Source organism: Bradyrhizobium sp. Rc3b, assembly GCF_900114915.1.
Taxonomy (GTDB): Bacteria; Pseudomonadota; Alphaproteobacteria; order Rhizobiales; family Xanthobacteraceae; genus Bradyrhizobium.
The window spans coordinates 69,591-90,505 of the sequence record NZ_FOUS01000011.1; the positions used below are offsets into that span (position 1 = coordinate 69,591).

The 20,915-nt window shown below is 64.5% G+C and carries 25 protein-coding genes; 13 read left to right on the forward strand and 12 right to left on the reverse strand.

The genetic code is table 11. The annotated features are described in order from the left end of the window. Nucleotides 1-41 precede the first annotated feature (41 nt). The 4 genes from BM190_RS25335 to BM190_RS25350 all read left to right on the forward strand — a co-directional run bounded on the left by BM190_RS25335 (nt 42) and on the right by BM190_RS25350 (nt 4,543). Entirely contained in the window at nt 42-833 is a 792-nt protein-coding gene (locus tag BM190_RS25335) for a DNA-binding transcriptional regulator (RefSeq protein ID WP_092260082.1), read from the forward strand. Between the two features lie 76 nt (nt 834-909). Next, complete coding sequence (gene mhpA / locus BM190_RS25340; RefSeq protein WP_092260084.1) at nt 910-2,412, forward strand: bifunctional 3-(3-hydroxy-phenyl)propionate/3-hydroxycinnamic acid hydroxylase MhpA; 1,503 nt, start codon at nt 910-912, stop codon at nt 2,410-2,412. A gap of 24 nt (nt 2,413-2,436) precedes the next feature. After that, entirely contained in the window at nt 2,437-3,288 is an 852-nt protein-coding gene (locus BM190_RS25345) for a fumarylacetoacetate hydrolase family protein (protein WP_092260087.1), read from the forward strand. A 43-nt stretch (nt 3,289-3,331) separates the two neighbouring features. Further along, the gene (locus BM190_RS25350; protein WP_092260089.1) at nt 3,332-4,543 is read left to right on the forward strand and encodes an ABC transporter substrate-binding protein; all 1,212 of its coding nucleotides are present in this window, start codon (nt 3,332-3,334) and stop codon (nt 4,541-4,543) included. 4 nt (nt 4,544-4,547) lie between these two features. Here the strand turns inward: BM190_RS25350 and BM190_RS25355 are convergent, their stop codons facing one another. Beyond that, nucleotides 4,548-5,390: a hypothetical protein gene (locus BM190_RS25355; RefSeq protein WP_018320659.1), complete on the reverse strand. Its 843-nt coding sequence runs from the start codon at nt 5,388-5,390 to the stop codon at nt 4,548-4,550. Between the two features lie 214 nt (nt 5,391-5,604). Between BM190_RS25355 and BM190_RS25360 the strand changes: the two genes are divergently transcribed. From BM190_RS25360 to BM190_RS25375, 4 genes are read left to right on the forward strand one after another with little or no spacing between them, the layout of a single operon-like run. Then, nucleotides 5,605-6,489 (forward strand): IclR family transcriptional regulator, encoded by an 885-nt coding sequence (locus tag BM190_RS25360; RefSeq protein WP_092260091.1) that lies wholly within the window; start codon nt 5,605-5,607, stop codon nt 6,487-6,489. Between the two features lies 1 nt (nt 6,490). Continuing rightward, the gene (locus BM190_RS25365) at nt 6,491-7,687 is read left to right on the forward strand and encodes a CaiB/BaiF CoA transferase family protein (RefSeq protein ID WP_092260093.1); all 1,197 of its coding nucleotides are present in this window, start codon (nt 6,491-6,493) and stop codon (nt 7,685-7,687) included. A 42-nt stretch (nt 7,688-7,729) separates the two neighbouring features. Then, nucleotides 7,730-8,716, forward strand: coding sequence for a Bug family tripartite tricarboxylate transporter substrate binding protein (locus BM190_RS25370; RefSeq protein ID WP_092260096.1), 987 nt, complete (start codon nt 7,730-7,732; stop codon nt 8,714-8,716). 19 nt (nt 8,717-8,735) lie between these two features. Continuing rightward, entirely contained in the window at nt 8,736-9,956 is a 1,221-nt protein-coding gene (locus tag BM190_RS25375; protein WP_092260098.1) for an ABC transporter substrate-binding protein, read from the forward strand. Nucleotides 9,957-9,982: 26 nt separating this feature from the next. Here the strand turns inward: BM190_RS25375 and BM190_RS25380 are convergent, their stop codons facing one another. After that, nucleotides 9,983-10,249 (reverse strand): hypothetical protein, encoded by a 267-nt coding sequence (locus BM190_RS25380; RefSeq protein ID WP_018320664.1) that lies wholly within the window; start codon nt 10,247-10,249, stop codon nt 9,983-9,985. A 237-nt stretch (nt 10,250-10,486) separates the two neighbouring features. Between BM190_RS25380 and BM190_RS40650 the strand changes: the two genes are divergently transcribed. Continuing rightward, nucleotides 10,487-10,816 carry a hypothetical protein gene (locus BM190_RS40650; protein ID WP_177237279.1) on the forward strand — a complete coding sequence of 110 codons (330 nt, stop codon included), beginning with the start codon at nt 10,487-10,489 and terminating at the stop codon, nt 10,814-10,816. 189 nt (nt 10,817-11,005) lie between these two features. On the opposite strand, the gene BM190_RS25390 is transcribed toward BM190_RS40650, so the two are convergent. Next, nucleotides 11,006-11,497, reverse strand: coding sequence for an SRPBCC family protein (locus tag BM190_RS25390; protein ID WP_177237297.1), 492 nt, complete (start codon nt 11,495-11,497; stop codon nt 11,006-11,008). Further along, nucleotides 11,497-11,886: an ArsR/SmtB family transcription factor gene (locus BM190_RS25395; RefSeq protein ID WP_026202395.1), complete on the reverse strand. Its 390-nt coding sequence runs from the start codon at nt 11,884-11,886 to the stop codon at nt 11,497-11,499. The genes BM190_RS25390 and BM190_RS25395 overlap by 1 nt, the downstream gene beginning before the upstream one ends. A 284-nt stretch (nt 11,887-12,170) precedes the next feature. Here BM190_RS25395 and BM190_RS25400 point away from each other — a divergent pair, with 284 nt between their 5' ends. Beyond that, entirely contained in the window at nt 12,171-13,232 is a 1,062-nt protein-coding gene (locus tag BM190_RS25400; protein WP_177237280.1) for a serine hydrolase, read from the forward strand. Nucleotides 13,233-13,294: 62 nt separating this feature from the next. Here the strand turns inward: BM190_RS25400 and BM190_RS25405 are convergent, their stop codons facing one another. Together BM190_RS25405 and BM190_RS25410 are read right to left on the reverse strand one after the other, a co-directional pair. Further along, the gene (locus BM190_RS25405) at nt 13,295-14,128 is read right to left on the reverse strand and encodes an outer membrane protein (RefSeq protein WP_092260108.1); all 834 of its coding nucleotides are present in this window, start codon (nt 14,126-14,128) and stop codon (nt 13,295-13,297) included. A gap of 275 nt (nt 14,129-14,403) precedes the next feature. Beyond that, nucleotides 14,404-15,108, reverse strand: a complete 705-nt coding sequence (locus BM190_RS25410) for an SDR family oxidoreductase (RefSeq protein ID WP_092260110.1) — start codon at nt 15,106-15,108, stop codon at nt 14,404-14,406. 101 nt (nt 15,109-15,209) lie between these two features. On the opposite strand from BM190_RS25410, the gene BM190_RS25415 reads away from it, so the two are divergent. Both BM190_RS25415 and trpS read left to right on the forward strand, forming a co-directional pair. After that, entirely contained in the window at nt 15,210-16,064 is an 855-nt protein-coding gene (locus BM190_RS25415) for a GNAT family N-acetyltransferase (RefSeq protein ID WP_092260112.1), read from the forward strand. A gap of 299 nt (nt 16,065-16,363) precedes the next feature. After that, the gene (gene trpS / locus BM190_RS25420; protein WP_092260114.1) at nt 16,364-17,383 is read left to right on the forward strand and encodes a tryptophan--tRNA ligase; all 1,020 of its coding nucleotides are present in this window, start codon (nt 16,364-16,366) and stop codon (nt 17,381-17,383) included. 156 nt (nt 17,384-17,539) lie between these two features. Here the strand turns inward: trpS and BM190_RS25425 are convergent, their stop codons facing one another. After that, complete coding sequence (locus tag BM190_RS25425; RefSeq protein WP_177237281.1) at nt 17,540-17,998, reverse strand: hypothetical protein; 459 nt, start codon at nt 17,996-17,998, stop codon at nt 17,540-17,542. A 284-nt stretch (nt 17,999-18,282) separates the two neighbouring features. Between BM190_RS25425 and BM190_RS25430 the strand changes: the two genes are divergently transcribed. Beyond that, on the forward strand, nt 18,283-18,564 hold the full coding sequence (locus BM190_RS25430) for a hypothetical protein (protein WP_018320671.1): 282 nt from the start codon (nt 18,283-18,285) through the stop codon (nt 18,562-18,564). Between the two features lie 56 nt (nt 18,565-18,620). Here BM190_RS25430 and BM190_RS25435 read toward each other — a convergent pair whose 3' ends face one another. The 5 genes from BM190_RS25435 to BM190_RS25455 form a co-directional block, all read right to left on the reverse strand. Beyond that, nucleotides 18,621-18,914 (reverse strand): hypothetical protein, encoded by a 294-nt coding sequence (locus BM190_RS25435; protein WP_092260116.1) that lies wholly within the window; start codon nt 18,912-18,914, stop codon nt 18,621-18,623. Nucleotides 18,915-18,926: 12 nt separating this feature from the next. Beyond that, nucleotides 18,927-19,358 (reverse strand): curlin, encoded by a 432-nt coding sequence (locus BM190_RS25440; protein WP_244550738.1) that lies wholly within the window; start codon nt 19,356-19,358, stop codon nt 18,927-18,929. 72 nt (nt 19,359-19,430) lie between these two features. Further along, the gene (locus BM190_RS25445) at nt 19,431-19,841 is read right to left on the reverse strand and encodes a curlin (protein WP_092260118.1); all 411 of its coding nucleotides are present in this window, start codon (nt 19,839-19,841) and stop codon (nt 19,431-19,433) included. Between the two features lie 26 nt (nt 19,842-19,867). Continuing rightward, entirely contained in the window at nt 19,868-20,260 is a 393-nt protein-coding gene (locus tag BM190_RS25450) for a curlin (RefSeq protein ID WP_092260120.1), read from the reverse strand. Nucleotides 20,261-20,382: 122 nt separating this feature from the next. Beyond that, nucleotides 20,383-20,784 carry a hypothetical protein gene (locus BM190_RS25455; RefSeq protein WP_026202398.1) on the reverse strand — a complete coding sequence of 134 codons (402 nt, stop codon included), beginning with the start codon at nt 20,782-20,784 and terminating at the stop codon, nt 20,383-20,385. Nucleotides 20,785-20,915: the final 131 nt, after the last annotated feature.

A 20,915-nucleotide genomic window follows, 5' to 3' on the forward strand; every position in this document is an offset into this window, starting at 1 on the left:
GATAATCGCGAGACCGCGCGCCACAAGGGAGGAAATGCGAAGTGTCCAAGGAGCGGACGGGGACGGCAGCCCCCCGGCAGTCGGAAGGCGTCCGCGCCTTCAAGCGCGGGCTCGACGTGCTGCGAGAGGTCAATCGCTCAGGCGGCATCCGTGCCGGCGACGTGGCCCGCGCGCTCGACCTGCCCCGCCCCACCGTCTATCGCCTGCTCGAGACTCTGGAGGAACTCGGCTATATCGCCCGCAGTGCCAGCGACGACCGTTTTCGCGTCACCCGCCGCGCGCTGAGCCTCGGCGACGGCTATGATCCCGGCGTGGTGATCTGCCAGGCGGCGGCGCCCTATCTCGCCGAGCTCAGCAAGGATCTGGTCTGGCCGGTCGATCTCTCCACTTACGAGAACGCGGCGATGGTGGTGCAGGAGACCACCCATTCCCGCAGCCCGCTCTCGATCGACCGCGGCATGATCGGCAAGCGCCTGCCGATGCTGCGGACGTCCGCGGGCCGCGCCTATCTCGCCGCCTGCCCGGCCCGCGAGCGCGACCTCATCGTCAGTCATCTGCGCCGCATCGACGAGGCCGACGACCGCCCCTTTCTCGACGAAGCCCGCCTCGATCGCATGATTGCCGAGACGTCCGCGCGGGGTTACGCGATTCGTAGCGAGGGCGAGTATAATCCCAAGACGGCTTCGATCGCCGTTCCCATCGTGCGGGGCGGCGTCGTGTTCGGCTGTATCTCCATCATCTGGATTCGCTCGGCGCTGGGGATCGACGAGGCGATTGCGCAGTTTGCAGCGCGGCTTCAGGAGACGGCCGCGGCCATCCCGGTTGAGGACTAGGCGGATCCGTCCGCTGGGCGGACACTTGGCGCGGCGGCGTTGAATGGGCGGCATGGCTTGGGGAAGAGATAGCCCCATGCAAAATAAATCCGTCCCCGAAGAGTTCGATGTCGTGATCGTCGGCCGTGGTCCGGTCGGCGCCACGCTCGCCAATTTGCTCGGCCTGTGCGGCGTTCGCACGCTGGTGCTGGAGCGCGAGGCGCGGACCTATCATTTGCCGCGCGCCGTGCATTTCGACGACGAATGCATGCGCGTGTTCCAGACCATCGGTTTAGCCGACGCGATCCTGCCGCAGACAATCCTCAGCCCCGGCATGCTGTTTCTGGACGCCAACGGCAAGATGCTGCTGGACTGGTCGCGCCCGCAGACATTGACCCCGATGGGGTGGCATCTCAGCTATCGCTTCCACCAGCCCGATCTGGAGGACGTGCTGATCGGCGGTCTTGCCCGCTTTCCCAACGTCACCTTGCGCAACCGCTGCGATGTGTTCGCGCTCGATCAGGACGAGCATGGCGTGCGCGTCCGCTACGAAGACCTCTCGAACGGAACACTTACCGAAGTCCGCGCAGGCTATGTGATCGGCTGCGACGGCGCCCGCTCGCTGGTCCGCCGCTTCATCGGCTCCGGCATGGACGATCTCGGCTTCCACGAGCGCTGGCTGGTGATCGACCTGCTGCTCAAGCGCGCGCGCGACGATCTCGGCGATTACAGCCTCCAGCATTGCGATCCCAGGCGTCCCGCGACCTATGTGCGCGGCACCGGCACGCGGCGGCGCTGGGAGATCACGGTTCTCCTGGACGAGGATTCCAAGGAGATCGCGCAACCGGCAAAGACCTGGGAGCTGCTGTCGCGCTGGATCACGCCTGATGATGCCGAACTCGAACGCGCCGCGGTCTACACGTTCCATTCGGTCATCGCACAACAATGGCGCAGCGGCCGATTGCTGCTCGCGGGCGATTCCGCACACCAGACCCCGCCCTTCCTCGGCCAAGGCATGTGCGCCGGAATCCGCGATGCCGCAAACCTCGCCTGGAAGCTCGCCGCAATCATCCAGGGCGCCGCCGCACCCGATCTGCTCGACACCTATCAGAGCGAACGCCAGCCGCATGTGCGCGAATTCATCGAGCTCGCCATCCGTCTCGGCGGCGTGATCAACACCAAGGCGATCGAAGCGGGCCTTGCCGCCGGCCAAGCCCGAGAGAATGCGCCGGTGAAGCTCGAGGTGAAAAAGCCCCTGCTCGGCCCCGGGCTCGCGCTCGGCGAGCTGCCCTTGGCCGGACATCTCGCGCCGCAGTTCGAGCTACGGGACGGCCGCCGCGGCGACGACCGGATCGGTTACGGCCACGTGCTCCTCGTCGAGAGTGCGACCACGCACTCATCGCGTCTTTCGCAAGCCGGAATCCAAATCCTGACCAGCGACGATGCCGCGGGCATCGGACCTTGGCTTCGCCAGCACGGCATCATCGCCGCACTGGTCCGCCCGGACCGTTACGTGCGCGGCACCGCCCGTAACGAAACCGAACTCGACCGGGTCGTCGCCGCCCTCACGCCTCCAACCCATGTGCCGTCCGCGGCCTGACCCAACACGTTTCAAGGATATCTCATGAAGCTGCTTTCTTTCATCGCCGACGGCCGCGCCTCTTTCGGCGCCGTCAAGGACAACGGAATCGTCGATCTCGGCGCGCGTATGGCGCCCTGCACCACGCTGCGGCAGTTGCTCGAAGCGGATCGCCTCGCCGAGGCGGCAAAGCTGGTCGCGTCCACGGCGCCCGATCATCCGCTCGACAAGATCAGCTTCGCCGCCGTGATCCCCGATCCCGGCAAGATCATCTGCGTCGGCCTGAACTACCGCGATCACGTCGCCGAAACCGGTCGCACCGTCACCGAGAAGCCGGCGCTGTTCGTCCGCTTTCCCTGCAGCCAGGTCGGTCATCTCCAGCCGATCGTGAAGCCGAAAGTGAGTGACGATTTCGACTATGAAGGCGAGCTCGCGCTGGTCATCGGCAAGGAAGGCCGGCACATCCCGGCTGGCCGCGCGCTCGATCACATCGCCGGCTATTCCTGTTACAATGAAGGCAGCATCCGCGACTGGCAGCGCCACACCAGCCAGTTCCTCTCCGGCAAGACCTTTGCCGAGAGCGGCAGTTTCGGCCCGTGGCTGGTGACGGCGGACGAAATTCCGGATCCGTCGAAGCTCGCCTTGCAGACGCGCCTCAACGGCACCGTCGTGCAGGACACCACCACCGACCTCCTGATCACAGGCATCCCCGAGCTGATCGCCTACACATCCACCATCTGTCCGCTCGTCCCCGGCGACGTCATCGTCACGGGCACGCCGGGCGGGGTCGGCGCCAAGCGGACGCCGCCGCTGTGGATGCGCCCCGGCGACACCGTCGAGGTCGAGATCTCAGGCATCGGAACCTTGCGCAACACGGTCATCGCCGAACCGGCCTGACCACGTCTTCAAACAATCAAAAACGACAAAGTCAGGAAACGCCATGGCCAACCTCCGCACGACATCCGCCGCCATCCTGCTGGTCACGCTGGCGCTCGCGGGCCCGCCTGCGCGCGCCGAGATCAAGGGCGATGCGATCCGCATCGGCGTGCTTACCGACATGAACGGCGTATTCGCCACTGCGATGGGTCCGGGCTCGGTCGAGGCGGCGCGGATGGCCGCGGAGGAGTTCGGCGGCAAGATCAACGGCAAGCCGATCGAGATCCTGCAGGCCGATCACCAGAACAAACCGGATCTCGCGGCTTCGCTCGCCCGCAAATGGTTCAGCGACGGCGTCCAGGCGATCGCCGACGGCGGCAGCTCCGGCGCCGCCCTCGCGGTGCAGGAGCTCGTGCGCGGCAACGGCAGGATCTTCCTCGTCTCCGGCGCCGGCGCCAATCAACTGACCGACGAGGCGTGCGCGCCGACCAGCGTGCAATGGACCCAGGATGCCTATTCCACCGCGACCGCCGTGGTCTCCGGCATCATGCAGACCAGCAAGGAGCCATGGTTCTTCATCACCGGCGACTATGCTTTCGGCCATTCGATCGAAGCGACCGCACGCGCCCGTATCGGTGAGCTCGGCGGCAAGGTCGCCGGCAGCGTCAAGGCGCAGCTCGGCACCCCCGACTACTCGTCGTTCCTGCTGCAGGCGCAGTCCTCGGGCGCCAAGATCCTCGCCATCAACGTCGCCGGCGACAACGCCACCGCAATCAAGCAGGCCGAGGAATTCGGCCTCGCCGACCAGGGCATCAAGATCGTGCCGATGTCGTTCCAGAACGTCGATATCGCGGCTGTCGGGCTGAAGGCGACCCGTGGCGACCTCATCGTCACCTCGTTCTTCGAGGACGTCTCGCCCGCCGCCCGGAAATTCTCCGACGCCTTCTATGCGCGCCGCAAGGCCATGCCCTCGCAGATTCAGGCCGGCGTCTATTCCGCCGTGCGTCACTATCTGCAGGCGATCAAGGACACAGATACCGACGACAGCGCCGCCGTGATGGCGAAGATGAAGGCAACGCCGGTGTCGGATGCCTACACCCCCAACGGCCGCATCCGAGAAGACCAGCGCATGGTGCATGATCTTTATCTGGTGCAGGTCAAGACGCCCGAGGAATCCAAAGGACCCTGGGATTTCGTCAAGCTGGTCGCGACGATCCCGCCCGATCAGGCCTTCCGTCCGCTCGACCGCAGCAAGTGCAGCCTGGTCGGCAAGTAACCGCTCAGGCCAAATACCGCGCCAGATAGCCTTCCATCGCATAGAGCGCGCAGAGGGCAAGGCTCGACCACACCGCGGCGCTGAAATACAGGAACATCCAGGTCAGCTCGCCCTTCCAATGGGCGATGTCGTGGGTCACCACCCAGCGCGTCGAGACGTCGTGCAGGCCTTCGAGGAAGCCCAGGAACCTGCCGCCCTCGGCGTGCCCGGCCCGCCAGCGGCTGAGATACATCGGCACGTCGACGGTGACGAGGAAGGCGAGGAAGCAGGCGATGCCGACGATGCCTGACATCAGCGCCCAGCGCACCGGGCCCTGGAATTCCGGCATCAGGCGGCACAGCGCGATGCCGGCGAGGAAGAAGGTCACCGCCCACAGCGAGTTCTCGATCGCGTTGTAAAGGAAGTTGGTCGTCACCACCGCGTACCAGGAGAAACACTCCGCGATGATGATGATCGGCACGATCACGAGCGCGATGTTCACCGCGGTCTCGGCGCCCGTCATCTTTCCGAACTGATGCAGGATGATGGCCCATTGCGCGACGAAGCAGAGCTCGGCCACGGTCGCAACCGTGCGGCCGACGACGACGCTCGAGAGCCAGGTGTCGAACAGGCAGATGCGCTGCACGTCGGCGCGCGGCAGGAACGAGCGGAACGCGCAGCCGAACACATAGCCGGCGCACAGCAGCAGCATCAGCCCGATGTCCGAGCCGCCGCTGAGGCTGCCCGCAGGCGTCGGGTAGAATTCGCGGTACAGCATGAACCACACCAGGATATTGGCGCCGCTCACGAGCGTGAGGGATCCCCACCACCACGCGAGGGGATTTGACCGCGCCTGCCACTGCAACATGAACCGCTCCGCAAAATTATCGATCTGACATGTCGTCGTAATAATCCTGTCACAACACGACATGCAATCACGACAAAAATCTGTGTGTGCTGCGCGGTCCGGCGCGTCCTTCAACGAAAACCCCGACGCGATATCGGTGTCCACATATCGGACAATTTTGCCATTTTTGCCGAATCTATTGGACAGAAGCAATTTCGCCGTCTGATATTCGGGGATGACCCCGAGAGATTCATCCAAACCGCGTCATCCGCTCTCCTCCGCCGCCGCAGTGCTGGCGGAGAGTGTCGACGACGCCGCCTTCGCCACGACGCTGGCAAAGGGACTAGTCGTGCTCGAGGCGTTCAAGGCCGGGAGCACGCTGCTGGGCAACATGGAGCTGTCGGCGCTGACCGGCATTCCGCGGCCGACGGTGGCGCGGCTGACGCACACGCTGGCCGAGCTTGGCTACCTCCGCTACGACGCCGAGCGGGCCAAGTACCGCGTCGCTGCGCGGGCACTGCGGATCGCGCATCCTCTGCTGGCCGGAATGCAATTCCGCCAGATGGCGCGGCCCATGATGCAGGAGCTGGCGCTCAGCGTCCGCGGCACGGTCTCGATCGGCCTGCTCGACGCGACGTCGATGATCTATGTCGAGACCGCGCGCTCCGGCGATGTCGGGCCGCACGCGCCCGACATCGGCATGCCGATTCCCGTGGTGATGACCGCCATGGGCCGCGCCGCGGCGGCGACCCTGCCACCAGCCGATGCAGACCGGCTCGAACGGAACATCGGTGCTGAAGACCCCGAGCTTTGGTCGGCCTTCCGCGACAGATACCGGGCCGGGATCGCGCAATGCAAAAGCCGCGGCTTCTGCACCTGCTGGGGCGAGTACATGGCCTCCATCCATGCCGTCGCCGCGCCGCTGTTTCACGCGAGCGAGTCGAGGCAGTCGTTCTCGATCAATTGCGGCATCCCCGCCTTCCGGCTCCAGCCGGGCCAGCTGGAAGGCGAGATCGGCCCGCGCATCGCGGCGCTCGCCGACAGCATCCGCGCCATCGTCGGACAGGCCGAGCTCGCGCCGCCGCGCAAGACCAAGAAAATCACAAGCGCCGGAAAATGACATGGCTGGACCGCTCGAGGGACTGAAGGTTCTCGACATCGCGACGATCATTGCAGCGCCCTTCGCCGCCACGCTGCTGGCCGACTACGGCGCCGAGGTCCTCAAGATCGAGATGCCCGGACACGGCGACGGCGTAAGGTCGTTTCCGCCGTTCAAGGACGGCAAGCCACTATGGTGGAAAGCCGCCAATCGCAACAAGAAGTTTGCCACGCTCGATCTGCGCACTGGGGAAGGACTTGCGCTGTTCAAGCAGCTGCTTCCGCGCTTCGACGTGCTGATCGAGAATTTCCGTCCGGGAACGCTGGATCGATGGGGCTTGCCTAAGGAGGTGCTGTGGTCGATCCAGCCGCGCCTCGTGATCCTGCGCGCCACCGCCTTCGGGCAGGATGGCCCTTATCGCGAGCGACCTGGCTTCGCCCGTATCTTCGAGGCCATGGGCGGGCTCACCTACATCACGGGCGAGAGCGATGGCGAGCCGACCCATCCGGGATACCCGATCGGGGATTCGATCGGCGGCCTGTTCGGCGCCGTCGGCGTGCTGGCGGCGCTGTGGAAACGGGCGCGCGATCCCGATGCGCCCGGCGAGGAGATCGATCTTTCGCTGACTGAGGCGACCTTCCGCCTGCTCGACGTCCTCGCCATCGAGCACGATCAGCTCGGCACCGTTCGCAGCCGGATCGGCAATTCCAACGGCTATTCGGCGCCGGCCGCCGTGTTTTGCACCAGCGACGATCATTGGGTGACGCTCGCAGGCTCGACCAACGCGCTGTTTGCGGCGAACTGCCGGGCGATCGAGCGGCCCGACCTGATCACCGATCCGCGCTTTGCCAGCAACGACCGGCGCGTCAGGCACGCCGCCGAGCTCAACGACATCTTCGCCGGCTGGTGTGCCACCCATCCCCTTGAGGAGGTCCTCGCGCGATTCAATGCCGCGCAGGGAACGCTCGCCCCGATCTATTCGATCGACCAGATCGCCGACGACCCGCAAGTGAAGGCGCGCGAGGTGATCACCCGCGTTGCCGACAAGGATTTCGGCACGGTCGCCATGACCAATGTCGTGCCGCGCTTCACCAATGACCCCGCGCGATTGCGTCACGCCGCCGGCGACGTCGGCGAGGACAATGACGAGGTGTTTCGCAATTGGCTCGGCCTTTCGGACCAGGAGATCGAAAGGCTCACCGCGCGAAAGGTGATCTGAAATTAACAAGAAGACCAACAACAAAAAGGGAGGAAGACAACAGTGACATCATTCACGGTCACACGCCGAACCCTGCTGGGCACGCTTGCAGGCGGGCTCGCCGCCGGCTCAGGCCTGACGGCACAGGCCGAGGATGCATGGCCCTCGCGCATGGTGCGGCTGATCTCGCCCTATGGGCCCGGCGGCTCCAACGACATCTCGTTGCGATTGCTCGCCGAAGAGTTCGGCCGCAGTCTCCGTCAGCAGTTCATCGTCGAGAACAAGCCGGGTGCCGGCACCCGCATTGCCAACGACATGGTCGCCCATGCCCCGGGCGACGGCTACACCCTTCTCTACGTCGCGGCCCCCTACGCGACCACCGAGGCGCTGTTCGGCAAGCTGACCTACGACCGCAAGGACCTGCAGCCGGTCGCGATGGTCGTGGTCGCGCCGCTGTTTCTCATCATCAGCGCCGATGCGCAGTTCAAGACGCTCCCCGAACTGATCGCCTACGGCAAATCGAAACCGGATGGGCTGACCTTCGCCTCTCCCGGCGCCGGCTCGCAGCCGCACCTCGCCGGAGAGCTGCTGTTTCGCGACGCCGGCGTCAAGGGCCTGAACATTCCGTTCCGGGGCGATGCCGCCTCCTACACCGAGCTGCTCGCCGGCCGCGTCGATGCCACACTGACGGCGCTGCCGACCGCCCTGCCCTACATCCAGAGCGGCAAGTTCACCGTGCTCGGCGTCGCGTCGGCCGAGCGCAGCGCGCTCTACCCGCAGGCGCCGACACTGCGCGAGCAGGGTTTTCCCAACGTGGCTGCCGCCGGCTGGTACGGCTTCATGGCGCCCGCCACGACGCCGCGCGCGATCGTCGACAAGTTCCAGGGCGAGGTCCTGCGCGCGCTCGCCGAGCCGGCGATCAAGGACAAGCTAACCGCCCAGGGCCTCGAAGTGCGCGCCGGCACTGCGGCCGAGTTCGGCCAGTTCATCGACGCCGAGACGCAGAAATGGACCAAGCTGATCCGCGACGCCGGTCTCAAGGGCGAATGACCATCGGGAAGGACCGGACATGACAAGCACTCTGCTCAAACACATCGCGGCGTCCGCACTGCTTCTCGCGCTGTCGAGCGCGGCGGCGCAGGCGCAGAAGAAATACGATTCGGGCGCGTCCGACACGGCGATCAAGGTCGGCCAGACCGTGCCGCTCAGCGGCCCGGCTTCGGCCTATGCCGTGATCGGCAAGACCCAGGCCGCCTATATGAAGATGATCAACGACCAGGGCGGCGTGAACGGCCGCAAGGTCGAGCTGATCCAGTATGACGATGCCTATTCGCCGCCGAAGACCGTGGAGCAGACCCGCAGGCTGGTCGAAAGCGACGAGGTGCTGCTGACGTTCCAGATCATCGGCACCGCGCCGAACGTCGCCGTGCAGAAATATCTCAACGCCAAGAAAATCCCTCAGCTGTTTGCCGCGACCGGCGCCGCGCGCTTCACCGATCCCAAGAACTTTCCCTGGACCATGGGATTCAATCCCTCCTACCTGGTTGAGGGCCGCATCTACGCGCAATATTTGCTGAAGAACCACCCGAACGCGAAGATCGGCGTGCTCTACCAGAACGACGACCTCGGCAAGGATTATCTCGCCGGCCTCAAGGCCGGTCTCGGCGACAAGGCGAAGATGATCGTGGCCGAGACGTCCTACGAGATCACCGAGCCGACGATCGACTCGCAGATCCTGCGGCTGAAGGATGCCGGCGCCGACGTGCTGTTCAGCGCCACCACGCCGAAACAGGCGGCACAGGCGATCAAGAAGGTCGCCGAGATCGGCTGGAAGCCGCTGCACATCATCGACATCAACGCCTCCTCGCTCAGCGCCGTGCTGAAGCCGGCGGGGCTGGACAATTCCAAGGGTGTCGTCAGCGTCGGTTACGTCAAGGATGCCGCCGATCCCGAATGGAAGGACGATCCCGGCATGAAGCGCTACCTCGCCTTCATGGCAAAATACTATCCCGACGGCGACAAGGATTCGAACCTGAACGTCTATGGGTACATCACCGCGCAGCTGCTGGTTCAGGTGCTGAAACAATGCGGCGACGACCTCACTCGCGACAACGTGATGCGGCAGGCCGCCAGCCTCAAGAACGTCGAGCTCGACCTGACGCTGCCGGGGATCTCGGTCACGACCACGCCGACCGACTATCGCGTCAACAAGCAGTTCCAGATGGTGCAGTTCGATGGCCAGCGCTGGCAGAACCTCGGCGACATCGTGACGGACGAAGCGAAAGAGTGAGGTTGTGAGAGACGCGGTGGCGGCGCTCATTGTCCTCCCGCGAGCCGCCCGCCGCTGCGGATGACATCGTCGCGTTGATCGACATGGCGCTGATATTCGGAGATCGCGCGATTGGCCATCCGGATCCGGTTCGTGTGCCCCTCCTCGACCATCATGGTGATGCGCTGCGCCAGAAACACGCAGGCCGCGAACTCATCGCCGATGGCGCCCGTCCGCGTGAGAAAGTTCCAGGCGATCTCATAGGCCTGCTCGGCGGCGGGGTTGCGGTAGTCGCTGAAGATAATGTGCGTCATCACCGGCAAAGCCGCAGGGCAGCGATCGTTCCTGTGGTCCCTTCCGACGTCCCCCAATCATGGGCTGCATTGAGTCCCCGATGGTGTTCCGGTCCCCGGAACGAAATGCACTTCCGCTGGCAGACACGTTTCGACGCTGGGTCGCAGGCCTCCAGTTCGATGCACCCGCAACGCCTCGCGCAGGAACGGTTGGCCGCGCGCGTGATTGGTCCGGCATGAACCTCAGGGAGACACAACATGCGTAAGACAATGCTGACGATCTTCACAGCTGCAATGCTCGCCGGCGCTTCCGTCGGCGCAGCATTCGCTCAAGGTGCTGGTGGCGGCGCAGGCGGCGGAGCTGGTGCCGGTGCGGGAGCCGGTGGCGCGGGGGCCGGTGGTGCGGGCGCAGGTGCTGGTGCAGGCGGTAGCGGCGCTGCCGGAGGAAGCGGAAGCGCTGGAGACGGTTCCGGCGGCGGCAGTGGTGACACCACCCATACGCAACGCGGCGGACAGGGCGCGTCCAGCGCTCCAGGCATGCGCAACGAGAACACCCCACCGACGAGCGGCACCGCACCGCGGCGCTAGCGCATGATCCGGAAAAGTGTGCGGCGGTTTTTCGAAGAGACCATGCTCAAACGATAAATAGAGCGCGATGGCGATTTATCCTGATCTCATCGCGCTTCAGTCGCCTCGTTGATCGCCCTCTTCGGAAACCGATCCTTCGAGATGTACGAAAGCGGTCCCCGCGAATCCTTCGCCGGGACCGCTTTGTCTTCACCGCTTCATGCCCGCCACATAGGCCGCGAGCTTGTCGAGAGTCTGGTAGCCGTATTCGACGGCGCCGAAGCCGATCATGCCATCGCGCTGCGCGCTGCTCGAGGCCAGCTGGCGCATCATCAGCACGGTCTTGCCATTGCTCTGCTCGGCAAAGGTGACGGTGAAGCGGAACATGCCGGGATCCTCGTCCTGGTCGACGCCGTGGTCCATCTCCATCAGCTGCGGCCGCTCGATGCGGCGGAAGCGCATGCGGTTCGGATAGACCGTGCCGTCGGGGCCGATCATGTTGAAGCGCCAGACGCCGCCGACGCGTACGTCGATCTCGAAGGTCTCGACCTTGAATCCCTTCGGCCCGAACCATTGCGGCAGATGCTTCGGGTCGGACCACGCCTCGAACACCAGATCGCGCGGCGCGTCGATCACGCGCGACATCACGATCTCACGGTCGAGCGACCATTGCGACAGAGCGGGATTGGCAGAATTCGTCATCACTCAGAACCTTTCCGTTTGGTTGTTCGGGACGGCCGCTTGGCAGCCGCCCGCTCCTTCTCTTTCTTGAGCTTCATCACGTAGGCTTCGAACCGGTCGAGCCGAGCCTCCCAGATTGCGCGCTGCTGCTGGAACCAGTCCTCCGCACCGAGCAGCGCATCCGGGCTGAGACGGCAAGTGCGCACGCGGCCGGATTTCTCCGACAGCACGAGCCCGCTCGTCTCCAGCACATGGATGTGTTTCATGAAGCTCGGCAGCGCCATGGCGAAAGGATCGGCGAGCTCCCCGACGGAGGCCTCGCCGGCGCACAGCCGCATCACGATCGCCCGTCTGGTGGGATCGGCGAGCGCTGCGAAAACCTGGTCGAGGCGGGGCGATTGGTTAGCCATGAAGCTAACTATAGGCGACCCGTGCATCGGCGTCAACAATTGTTAGCCCACAAGCTAAGTAATTTGATCGCAGGCCGCGCAACGGAACCTGAAACGCGCAATTGTGAATTGGGCCGCCGGGCGCTTCCCGCTAAATGAGACCGGGGGCACCATTGCATCGTTCGTCAGGGCACGTGCCGCCTTTTGTCACATCATCATCGTTCACCAGGCGGGCGCTCGCCCGGGCCGCGCTTGTTCCCCTCGCGATCGCGCTTTCCCCGCGCCGCGCCTCCGCGGATTCCGACATGATCGCGCAGATGCGCGACATCGTCGCAAACGAGCTGGCGCCGACCGTAGCGCCGGGCCATGCGGGCGGCCTCGCCGCCGCCCTCTATGCCGGACGGCATGTCGAATTCTTCGACTACGGTCTTGCCGATGACGCCACCAAGCGGAAGGTGACGCCGGACACGCTGTTCAACCTCGCGTCTTTAAGAAAGCCGTTCGAGGCGACGCTGGTCGCACTCGGCACGCTCCGCGGCGAGCTGCGGCTCGATGACCGCGTCCCTAAATATCTTCCCGAGCTCGACGGCGATTACATCCGCCGCGTCAGCGTCGGCGATCTCGTCACGCACACCTCGGGGCTGTTGCTGCCGACCGACCATCCGCCCTGGCCGAACGATCAGTTCACGCGCGAGCAGTTCATCGCCATGCTGAACGCCTTCGCGCCGGCGCCCGGCGTCGCACCCGGCCGACAGCGCATCTACACCCATGCCGGCTACGTGCTGCTTCAGCTCGTGCTCGAGCGCTGCTACGGCACGCCGATCGGCGCGTTGATCCAGCACCGCATTCTCCGCCCCCTCGCCATGGACGCCAGCTTCATCCCCGAGCGCGGCGCGGACAGTCGCGCCGTCATGGACGGGGCCTGGATGCGGCGCGTGGTCCAGGGCTATTCCGACCAGGGCACGGCGATCGGCCCAATCGGCGACCAGCAGAGCTATTTTGATTTTCCCGGCACCGGCCAGATGTTCTCTTCCGCCCGGGATCTTGCCACCTTCGCGGCAGCCTGCGTCGACGGCCGGTCGATCGATCCACAATTGCGCGAGGCGCTGCGGATGACGCAGCGTGAAGTCTTCCGCATCGACGACAAGTTCGGACAGGGCATGGCCTGGGAGACCGTGCGTCTGCCGGGCGTCACCGTCATCGACAAGCCCGGCGGCCTCAACAATGCGTCCGGCTATATCGGGCTCGTGCCGGCGCGGCGGATCGCCATCGTCCTGCTCGCCAACCGCGGCGAATATCCGCACGAGATCGCGCGCTACAAGATCCTGCCCGCGCTGGCGCATCTGCTGCCATCGCACGCAGGCTGAGCTTTAAAACAGAAAGCCCCGGCCAGGCCGGGGCTTTCCACGCCAGGATCGGAACGGGATGCTCAGTATCTGGCGACGACCGGTCCGCCGAACTTGTAGTTCACGCCGACGCGCACGATGTTGGACTTGAGATCCACCGAATGGGTGAAGGTCTGGGCCGGCAACGCCACACCGACGTTGAAATTGTTGCTGGTCATGCTGCTGCGGCCGAGATCGACGTAAAGATATTCGGCCTTCAGCGACCAGCCGTTGCCCACGGCGTATTCGCCGCCGACGCCTGCTGTCCAGCCGACGCGGGTGTCGCGGATCGCTCCGGACTCGGTCGCGCCAGCAAAGGTGTCGGTGAAGCTGAAATTGCCCCTCACCTCGGCGATGGCGGCGCCGCCGGTGGCGTAAATCAGCCAGCTCGGCGTCGCGAGGAAGCCAATGCGGCCGCGAATGGTGGCGAGCCAATCGGCCGAGACCGACGAATTGACGGTGAAGGTGGTCGGCGCGCAGCAGGGATACACGGCCGTGCTGCTCGCGCTGCCCTTGAAGCCGAAATAGTTGATGTCACCCTCGAGGCCGAGCACGGCGTTGTTGACCTGCCAGTTATAGCCGGCGGTGAAGCCGCCGGTCACACCGGAGCTGTTGATGTGTTGGGCGCCGACCGTCCCGATGGCGGTCACGCTCGAATCCGCGAAATAGGCGGCCACCGGAAACAGCGTGGTGGTGGCGGGGTTCGCGCTGCCCCACTGCCCGCCGACATTGCCGCCGACGTAGAAGCCGGTCCAGTTATAGACTGGCGCCATCACCGTCGCCTTGGTGTAATGCGCCGCGAGATCGGCCGCCTGAACGGATGCGGTGCCCAGGATGACCGAGACAACCGAGGCAGCCGCCAGCAAAAACTTGTTCATTCCAGTCTCCTTGCCCCACGCGATTGACCTCGCGTTTCGAATGCGCGCAGGTAAAAGCCAACCGGCGCAGTTAGGGCATAGGGCGGGCGCCGCTGCTCGTCTTGGGCTGCGGCGCAGTTCGCAAGGACTGTGACGTAGTGTGCGCCTCAGATCGTGCGAACAGATGACGAGTGTGACCGAGGAGCCACGCCTCATCCATCATCAGCGGCGCGCGACGCACCGCCCGTGTCGCGTCACGACAAGACCGCCAAAGGCGCGATTCGAGACCGTGCGCTTCAGACCGAGCGCGTCAGCCCGCCATCGACGCGGATGTTCTGGCCGGTGATGTAGGCCGCGCCGTCGGAGGCCAGGAACGAGACCGTCGCGGCGATCTCCTCGACCTTGCCGTAGCGCTTCATCGGCACGCTGTCGCGGCGCGCATCCAGCTGCGGCAGGCTGTCGATCCAGCCCGGCAGGACATTGTTCATGCGGATGTTGTCGGCCGCATGGGTATCGGTGAAGATCTTGGTGAAGGCGGCAAGGCCCGCGCGGAACACCGCCGAGGTCGGGAACATGGCGCTGGGCTCGAAGGCCCAGGCGGTCGAGATGTTGATGATGGCGCCACCCTTCTGCGCCTGCATGATCGGCGTCACCAGCCGCGTCGGGCGGATCACGTTCAAGAGATACGTGTCGAGGCCGGTGTGCCACTGATCGTCGGTAATCTCCGTGATCGGCGCCCGCGGCCCGTGCCCGGCGCTGTTGACGAGCACGTCGATGCGTCCCCACTTCGTCATGGCGCCGTCAACGAGGCGCTTCAGATCGTCATTCTCCTTGTTGGAGCCGGTGACGCCGAGCCCGCCGAGCTCGGCCGCCAGCGCCTCGCCCTTGCCGGAGGACGACAGGATCGCGACGCGAAACCCGTCCGCCGCCAGCCGCCGCGCAGCCCCTGCCCCCATGCCGCTGCCGCCGGCGGTAACGAGCGCAACCTTCTCTGCTGCCATGACCGATCATCCCTTCAGTTGAGGCGAGCCGCAGGCTCGGCCTATCATGAGGCCTTCTACAGCCAGACCTGTCGGCAGGTCCATGGTCGAAGGCATCCGTCATGAGCAACCCGAGAAGTGATTTGCTGATCCGCAATCTGCGCCCCGAGGAGATCTCCCTTGCCATCGACTGGGCCGCGGCCGAGGGCTGGAATCCGGGCCATCGCGATGCCGCCTGCTTTGCGGTTCCCGACGCGCAAGGTTTCTTCGTCGGCGAGATCGATGGCGAGCCGGTGGCGACCGTCTCCTGCGTCAATTACGATGATCGCTTCGCCTTCCTCGGCTTCTACATCGTGCGCGATAGCTTTCGCGGCGCGGGCCATGGCCTGCGCATCTGGAATGCGGCGATCGCGCATGCGGGCGCGCGCGTGATCGGGCTCGACGGCGTCGTGGCGCAGCAGGACAATTACAGGAAGTCCGGTTTCCAGCTGGGCTACGCCAATATCCGCTATGGCGGCATCGTCGCCGCGCGCTCGAGGCCGCCCACTGAGGTCGTTGCGCTCGACACGATTCCTTTTGCGCTCGTGGAAGCGGACGATGCCACCGTCTTCCCGGCCCGGCGCAGCGCCTTCCTGCGCGCCTGGATCGATACATCAGGCCATGTCGGCCGCGCCCTCGTGCGCGACGGCAAGCTCGCCGCATGGGGCGTGATCCGGCCCTGCCGGACCGGCTGCAAGATCGGCCCGCTGGTCGCCGACGATCGCGCGGCGGCGGAGGCGATCGTGCAGGCTTTGCTTGCGAGCGCCGATGTCGGCGAAATCTTCCTCGACGTCCCCGCCGTCAATCGCGAGGCGATCGCGCTTGCGGAAGCACTCGGGCTCAAGCCGGTGTTCGAGACGGCGCGGATGTACACGGGAGCGATCCCGCCGCTGCGCATCGACCGCGTCTTTGGCGTGACCAGCTTCGAGCTGGGCTAGCGCATGTACTCATAGAGGCAACGTCGGCTGCTGACGGCCAAGCGGAAAGCATCTGCTCGGCTTGAGCTTTACTGGTTTTGACCCATTTGAGACATCAAACCGGCTTGCTTTCCTCTGAAGTTTCGTCAATATCGGCCGCATGACTGTCGTCGTGATCGCGCTCGCGAACTTGTGGTGGCGCTCCACTTAGGAGCGGCACGGCTTTGTCATTCACTCAACCGTCGCCGCCGTTCATCGGCTTGCGAGGTTGCTTCATCAAAAGTCCGATTGAATGGCGGCTCCTAATTTGGAGAACCGCGATGCAAGATTCGTCAGCCACCCTCCCTGTTATCCTGACCGGCGACAGAACAACCGGACCGTTGCACCTAGGGCACTACGTCGGTTCGTTGAAGAACCGCGTCGCCCTGCAGACAACGCACCGGCAGTACCTGCTGCTGGCCGACACCCAGGCACTCACCGACAACGCGCACAATCCCGGTCGGGTGCGTGACAATGTCATTGAGATTGCGACAGACTACCTCGCCGTTGGCATCGACCCGAACCAGAGCACGATCTGCCTTCAATCGCATCTTCCGGCATTGGCCGATTTGACCCTGCTGTACATGAACTATGTCACGGTGGCGCGGCTTGAGCGCAACCCAACCATCAAGGACGAAATTCAGGCGCGAGGTTTCGGCAGGGATATTCCTGCAGGCTTTCTCTGCTATCCCGTCGCCCAAGCCGCAGACATTACCGGCTTCAAAGCGACGATTGTCCCGGTTGGAGAAGATCAAGCTCCATTGGTCGAGCAAACCAATGAAGTTATTCGTCGCATCAATCGTCAAGCTAGAGTTGACGTGTTGCCAGAAGCCCATGCGCTTATTCCTTACGTCGGGCGTCTTCCCGGTATCGACGGCAAAGCCAAAATGAGCAAGTCGCAGGGCAATACCATTCGGCTATCAGCGACGGCCGAGGAAATACGGGAGGCTGTCAGGCGTATGTTCACTGATCCAAACCATCTTAAGGCGTCCGATCCGGGTTGCGTCGAAGGCAACGTCGTCTTTACGTATCTGGATGCGTTCGACGAAGATCACATGACGGTTGAGGATTTGAAGGCACGCTATATCCGCGGCGGCTTGGGGGACAGCATTGTCAAGAAACGACTGGATGACGTTCTGCAGGCGCTTATCGCGCCAATCCGAGACCGTCGCCGCGCACTCGCTCGCGATCCCTGCTATGTGCTGCAAGTAGTTAAGCAGGGCACTGCGCGGGCGAGGGAGATAACTGATGCTACTTTGCGCGATGTTCGCGCGGCGCTTGGTCTATTCACACTGAATTAGTGGGAGGGGGGCCAAGCGGAGCTTGTATCTGGATTTGGCCCCTAGCTGCACTTGATGGATGTCCGCCACTCCGCCGCTGTCGAGGCTCGAGCAGACATCGATGCGCTGGTCCTCGCCAAGCATGAGTACACGCCCTGGCTGGACGGACTACGACGTTCAGTAGCAGCGCGTGATGTTGACGGTGTGCTCGCTGCCGCCGCGGCCGGGCACCGTCACCTGCTCGGTCGGGCAGCTCGGCACATAGGGCCGGTCGGACGGCACGACGTTCGGCGGGAAGCGATGCGACCAGTCCCAGGGGACATCATAGGTGTAGGTGTAGCGCACGTCGGTGGAGACCGGCTGCCCGGCGTCGCCGAAGGGCTGGCTGTAGCCGGCGCCGTCGTAGAAGAACCCGCCGCCGCCCGGCCAATAGACGAACGGGTTATTGCGCCGGTGGAACCGGGCTCCCGGCCCCATCGGGGCACGCGCCATCGCGCCGGAAGGCGCAGCGGTCACCCCATGCGGCGCGGCGCCGCCGGGTCTGGCAAAACTGTCGCTGGGGCTAAGGAGCAGCGCGGCTGCGCTAAGCGAGGCGAATAGCGCCCCAAGTGATCTGCCATGGGATCTGGACATCATGATACGCACCAACTCGTTTGGCTTAAGCGATAGCTCCCCGCAGCTACGCTAGGCCCGCCCGTCGCCCGCCCGCAAACGTATAATTAATTATTGGTTAAGACACGGGATTAACCGGGGAACAGGTGCGGCAAGACGCCCGGGATTCCCGGTTGATTTCAGGCACTTCGTTCCGCGGCCCGCGCTTCATAACCAGTTGATCGGAGTTGATCGCTTCCACCGAACGCGTCCCGGAACGCTCCCGCAGTGCAACCGTTGGCCCCCGACACAAGCAAGGAGCATCTCCAATGCAGAACAAGTCAAAACTCCTCTGCCTGATCACGGCATCACTCGTCGCCGGCACTGCGGCTGCCTCGGCGCAGGGCTACGATTGGAACGGATCGCGCATGGGTTGGGACCGCACGGCCCCCGCCTACGAACCGGTCCAGCCGCGCGCGTATTATCCTGATGTCGGGGGGCCCTATGGTGCGCTCAACGGCACCAACCATCCGACCCCGAGCTCGACACAGGGCGACGTCGGCCCTGACGGCAACAACAACGGCACGTTGACCGGCGGCTATCGCTGGTAAGGTCCACACTCACGGCGAGGCCCGCCGTTCTTTCGCGGACGGTGGGCCTTCGTGCGTCAGCGGCCCTGCTGCTTGCGCAGCCAATCGAGCATGTCCTGTATGTTTTCCTGCGCGTTGCCGGTGCCCTGTGTCACGATCGCGGTGTTACCGCCGCTGCGCCGGTACACCGTCGTGCGCCCCGGCTCCTTCTCGATCTTGACGTCGGCCTGAGCGGGATCGCCGCTCTGCGTGATCACCGAGGTGCCGTTCTCGTCCTGGACCACTGTGGTGTGACCGTCGGCAGCGCCGGCCGGCGCCATCGCGATCACGCTCATGAGTCCTATTCCGGATGCGAGCAGGAGCAATCTCATGTCACACCTCCATCATCGGCTGAACTGAAAGATCGCCAGCCAGTTGAAACGCCCGAACTGCCTTACCGCTCCCGTATTCATGTCTCCGATCTGGAGCAGGAGCGCGTTGGTGGAATTGCCGATCTGGGTGATCTCGGCGGTGTTGCTCGCACCGGATTGACCGATGATCGCATTGGTGGTGCCGCCCACCTGGATCACATTGGCATAGTTGCGCGTGCCGTTCTGGATGATGGTCGCATCCACCGTCCCGGTGCCGCCGATCTGGATCACCCGCGCGATATTGATGCGGCTGTTCTCTTCGATCGTCACGGGCTGAACATCGTTGCCGAACTGCACGACCGTTTCGATGCTCACGTTCCGGTTGGTCACGCTGCGCTGGACCGACCCGGCGCTCGCCTGCGTCGCCGTGCCGATGGCGGCGAGCATCGCCGCCAGCGCCAACACGTGCCTCAAGATCTGTCCGCATCGCATCGCGCTTCCCCGTTCGTTCCTGGCACCGGCGCGTTCGCTCGCGCCTTACGGGCCGGTCTGGACGATCGTCGAGGCGTTGATCGTGCCGAATTGCGCCACCGTGCCCGCATTCATCGTGCCGAGCTGCGATATCAGGCTCGTCGCCGACTGGCCGGTCTGACCGACGAAGGCAAGATTGTTCGTTCCGGCCTGCCCGATCGATGCGGAATTCGTTCCGCCGAATTGCAGGACGCCCGTGGCATTGTTGGTGCCGGTCTGCGTCACTGTCGCGCTGGTGCTGCCGCCGATCATGAACACGCCCGCCATGTTGAGCTGACTGTTCTGGTTCAGCACCACCGGCGGCCCGCCGACAGAGACGATGGTCTTGACGTCGGCGGTCTGGGCACCGGCTGATCCGGTGCCCGCCGAGCACAGGGCGAGCAAGACGGCGCCCGCGCGTCCCAAATGATGTTTCATGACATGCCTCGTCGCTTCGGGTCGGCTCACGGAGCCTGCTGGATGATCGTCGAGCCGTTCAGGATTCCGAGCTGACCAACTCCGGCCGTGTTGTTCGCACCGATCTGGCCGATCAGGCTCGAATTGGAGCCGCCGACCTGGCCGGCCAGCGCGGTGTTGGATGCCGTCGCGGTCGTGCCGCCCTGCCCGATCACCGAATTGTTGACGGTCAGGAGCGAGCCCGTCTGCAGGGTGGTCGCCGTATTGGTGGCGCCGAACTGCATCGTGGTCGCGTTGTTGTTGGTGCCGCCGCTCTGCGAAATGAACGAAGTGTTGGTCGTGCCGAACTGCAGCACGCTGGCGGTATTGCCGGCGTTTGCGTCGGCGGCCGTCAGCGCACCGAGCGCCACGAAAGTTGCAATGAAATAGGTGATCCGCATGTCATTTCCTCCGCGACAATGGGCGGGCCATCGCAATTGATCGGCCGGCCGGATTGCGGTGCATTCGAGAATGGCGCGGACGCAACCGCAACTGGCTGCGTCCGGCCAAACGGGGCTGTGTGTCAGTGCGCCGTCTGCGAGACGGTGCTGCCGTTGACGCCGAACACGCTGAGCTGGCCGACGCCGGCGGAGTTGTTCTGCAGCGCGGGGGGCCCGAACGAGTTCTGGGTGATCGCGCTGGTGTTGTTGCCGAACGCCACCTGGCCGGTGGTCGCCGAGTTCTGCACGCCGACCTGGTTCACCGTGCTGCCGTTGTTGAGCGAGGCAGCGCCGGTCCCCTGCATCGTGGACGCAGTGTTCACGATGCCGAGCTGGCTGGTCGTCGAGCTGTCATTGGTGAGGCCGTTCTGCGTGACGGACGAGCCGTTCACGACGCCGACTTGCACCGTGGTCGAGGTGTTGGCGGCCTGTGCCGCGGAGGACAGGGCGAACAATGCAACGGAAGCAAAAAACAATTTACGCATGGAGTATCCCTTTCTGGCCAAGTTGTCTGACTGAATTTGGATGCCGTCTTGGAGGAGGCCGACATCGTAGGGATACTGTGAACCGATCGTGGCCAGCGCGACAGACTGCAGTTCATGCTAATCGGTACGGA

What these genes read in the sequence shown, in the direction of transcription:
- mhpA (WP_092260084.1), top strand. Translation starts at nt 910, where the DNA reads ATGCAAAATAAATCCGTCCCCGAAGAGTTCGATGTCGTGATCGTCGGC.
- BM190_RS25345 (WP_092260087.1), top strand. Translation starts at nt 2,437, where the DNA reads ATGAAGCTGCTTTCTTTCATCGCCGACGGCCGCGCCTCTTTCGGCGCC.
- BM190_RS25350 (WP_092260089.1), top strand. Translation starts at nt 3,332, where the DNA reads ATGGCCAACCTCCGCACGACATCCGCCGCCATCCTGCTGGTCACGCTG.
- BM190_RS25355 (WP_018320659.1), bottom strand. Translation starts at nt 5,390, where the DNA reads ATGTTGCAGTGGCAGGCGCGGTCAAATCCCCTCGCGTGGTGGTGGGGA.
- BM190_RS25360 (WP_092260091.1), top strand. Translation starts at nt 5,605, where the DNA reads ATGACCCCGAGAGATTCATCCAAACCGCGTCATCCGCTCTCCTCCGCC.
- BM190_RS25365 (WP_092260093.1), top strand. Translation starts at nt 6,491, where the DNA reads ATGGCTGGACCGCTCGAGGGACTGAAGGTTCTCGACATCGCGACGATC.
- BM190_RS25375 (WP_092260098.1), top strand. Translation starts at nt 8,736, where the DNA reads ATGACAAGCACTCTGCTCAAACACATCGCGGCGTCCGCACTGCTTCTC.
- BM190_RS25380 (WP_018320664.1), bottom strand. Translation starts at nt 10,249, where the DNA reads ATGACGCACATTATCTTCAGCGACTACCGCAACCCCGCCGCCGAGCAG.
- BM190_RS40650 (WP_177237279.1), top strand. Translation starts at nt 10,487, where the DNA reads ATGCGTAAGACAATGCTGACGATCTTCACAGCTGCAATGCTCGCCGGC.
- BM190_RS25390 (WP_177237297.1), bottom strand. Translation starts at nt 11,497, where the DNA reads ATGACGAATTCTGCCAATCCCGCTCTGTCGCAATGGTCGCTCGACCGT.
- BM190_RS25395 (WP_026202395.1), bottom strand. Translation starts at nt 11,886, where the DNA reads ATGGCTAACCAATCGCCCCGCCTCGACCAGGTTTTCGCAGCGCTCGCC.
- BM190_RS25400 (WP_177237280.1), top strand. Translation starts at nt 12,171, where the DNA reads ATGATCGCGCAGATGCGCGACATCGTCGCAAACGAGCTGGCGCCGACC.
- BM190_RS25405 (WP_092260108.1), bottom strand. Translation starts at nt 14,128, where the DNA reads ATGAACAAGTTTTTGCTGGCGGCTGCCTCGGTTGTCTCGGTCATCCTG.
- BM190_RS25410 (WP_092260110.1), bottom strand. Translation starts at nt 15,108, where the DNA reads ATGGCAGCAGAGAAGGTTGCGCTCGTTACCGCCGGCGGCAGCGGCATG.
- BM190_RS25415 (WP_092260112.1), top strand. Translation starts at nt 15,210, where the DNA reads ATGAGCAACCCGAGAAGTGATTTGCTGATCCGCAATCTGCGCCCCGAG.
- trpS (WP_092260114.1), top strand. Translation starts at nt 16,364, where the DNA reads ATGCAAGATTCGTCAGCCACCCTCCCTGTTATCCTGACCGGCGACAGA.
- BM190_RS25425 (WP_177237281.1), bottom strand. Translation starts at nt 17,998, where the DNA reads ATGATGTCCAGATCCCATGGCAGATCACTTGGGGCGCTATTCGCCTCG.
- BM190_RS25430 (WP_018320671.1), top strand. Translation starts at nt 18,283, where the DNA reads ATGCAGAACAAGTCAAAACTCCTCTGCCTGATCACGGCATCACTCGTC.
- BM190_RS25435 (WP_092260116.1), bottom strand. Translation starts at nt 18,914, where the DNA reads ATGAGATTGCTCCTGCTCGCATCCGGAATAGGACTCATGAGCGTGATC.
- BM190_RS25445 (WP_092260118.1), bottom strand. Translation starts at nt 19,841, where the DNA reads ATGAAACATCATTTGGGACGCGCGGGCGCCGTCTTGCTCGCCCTGTGC.
- BM190_RS25450 (WP_092260120.1), bottom strand. Translation starts at nt 20,260, where the DNA reads ATGCGGATCACCTATTTCATTGCAACTTTCGTGGCGCTCGGTGCGCTG.
- BM190_RS25455 (WP_026202398.1), bottom strand. Translation starts at nt 20,784, where the DNA reads ATGCGTAAATTGTTTTTTGCTTCCGTTGCATTGTTCGCCCTGTCCTCC.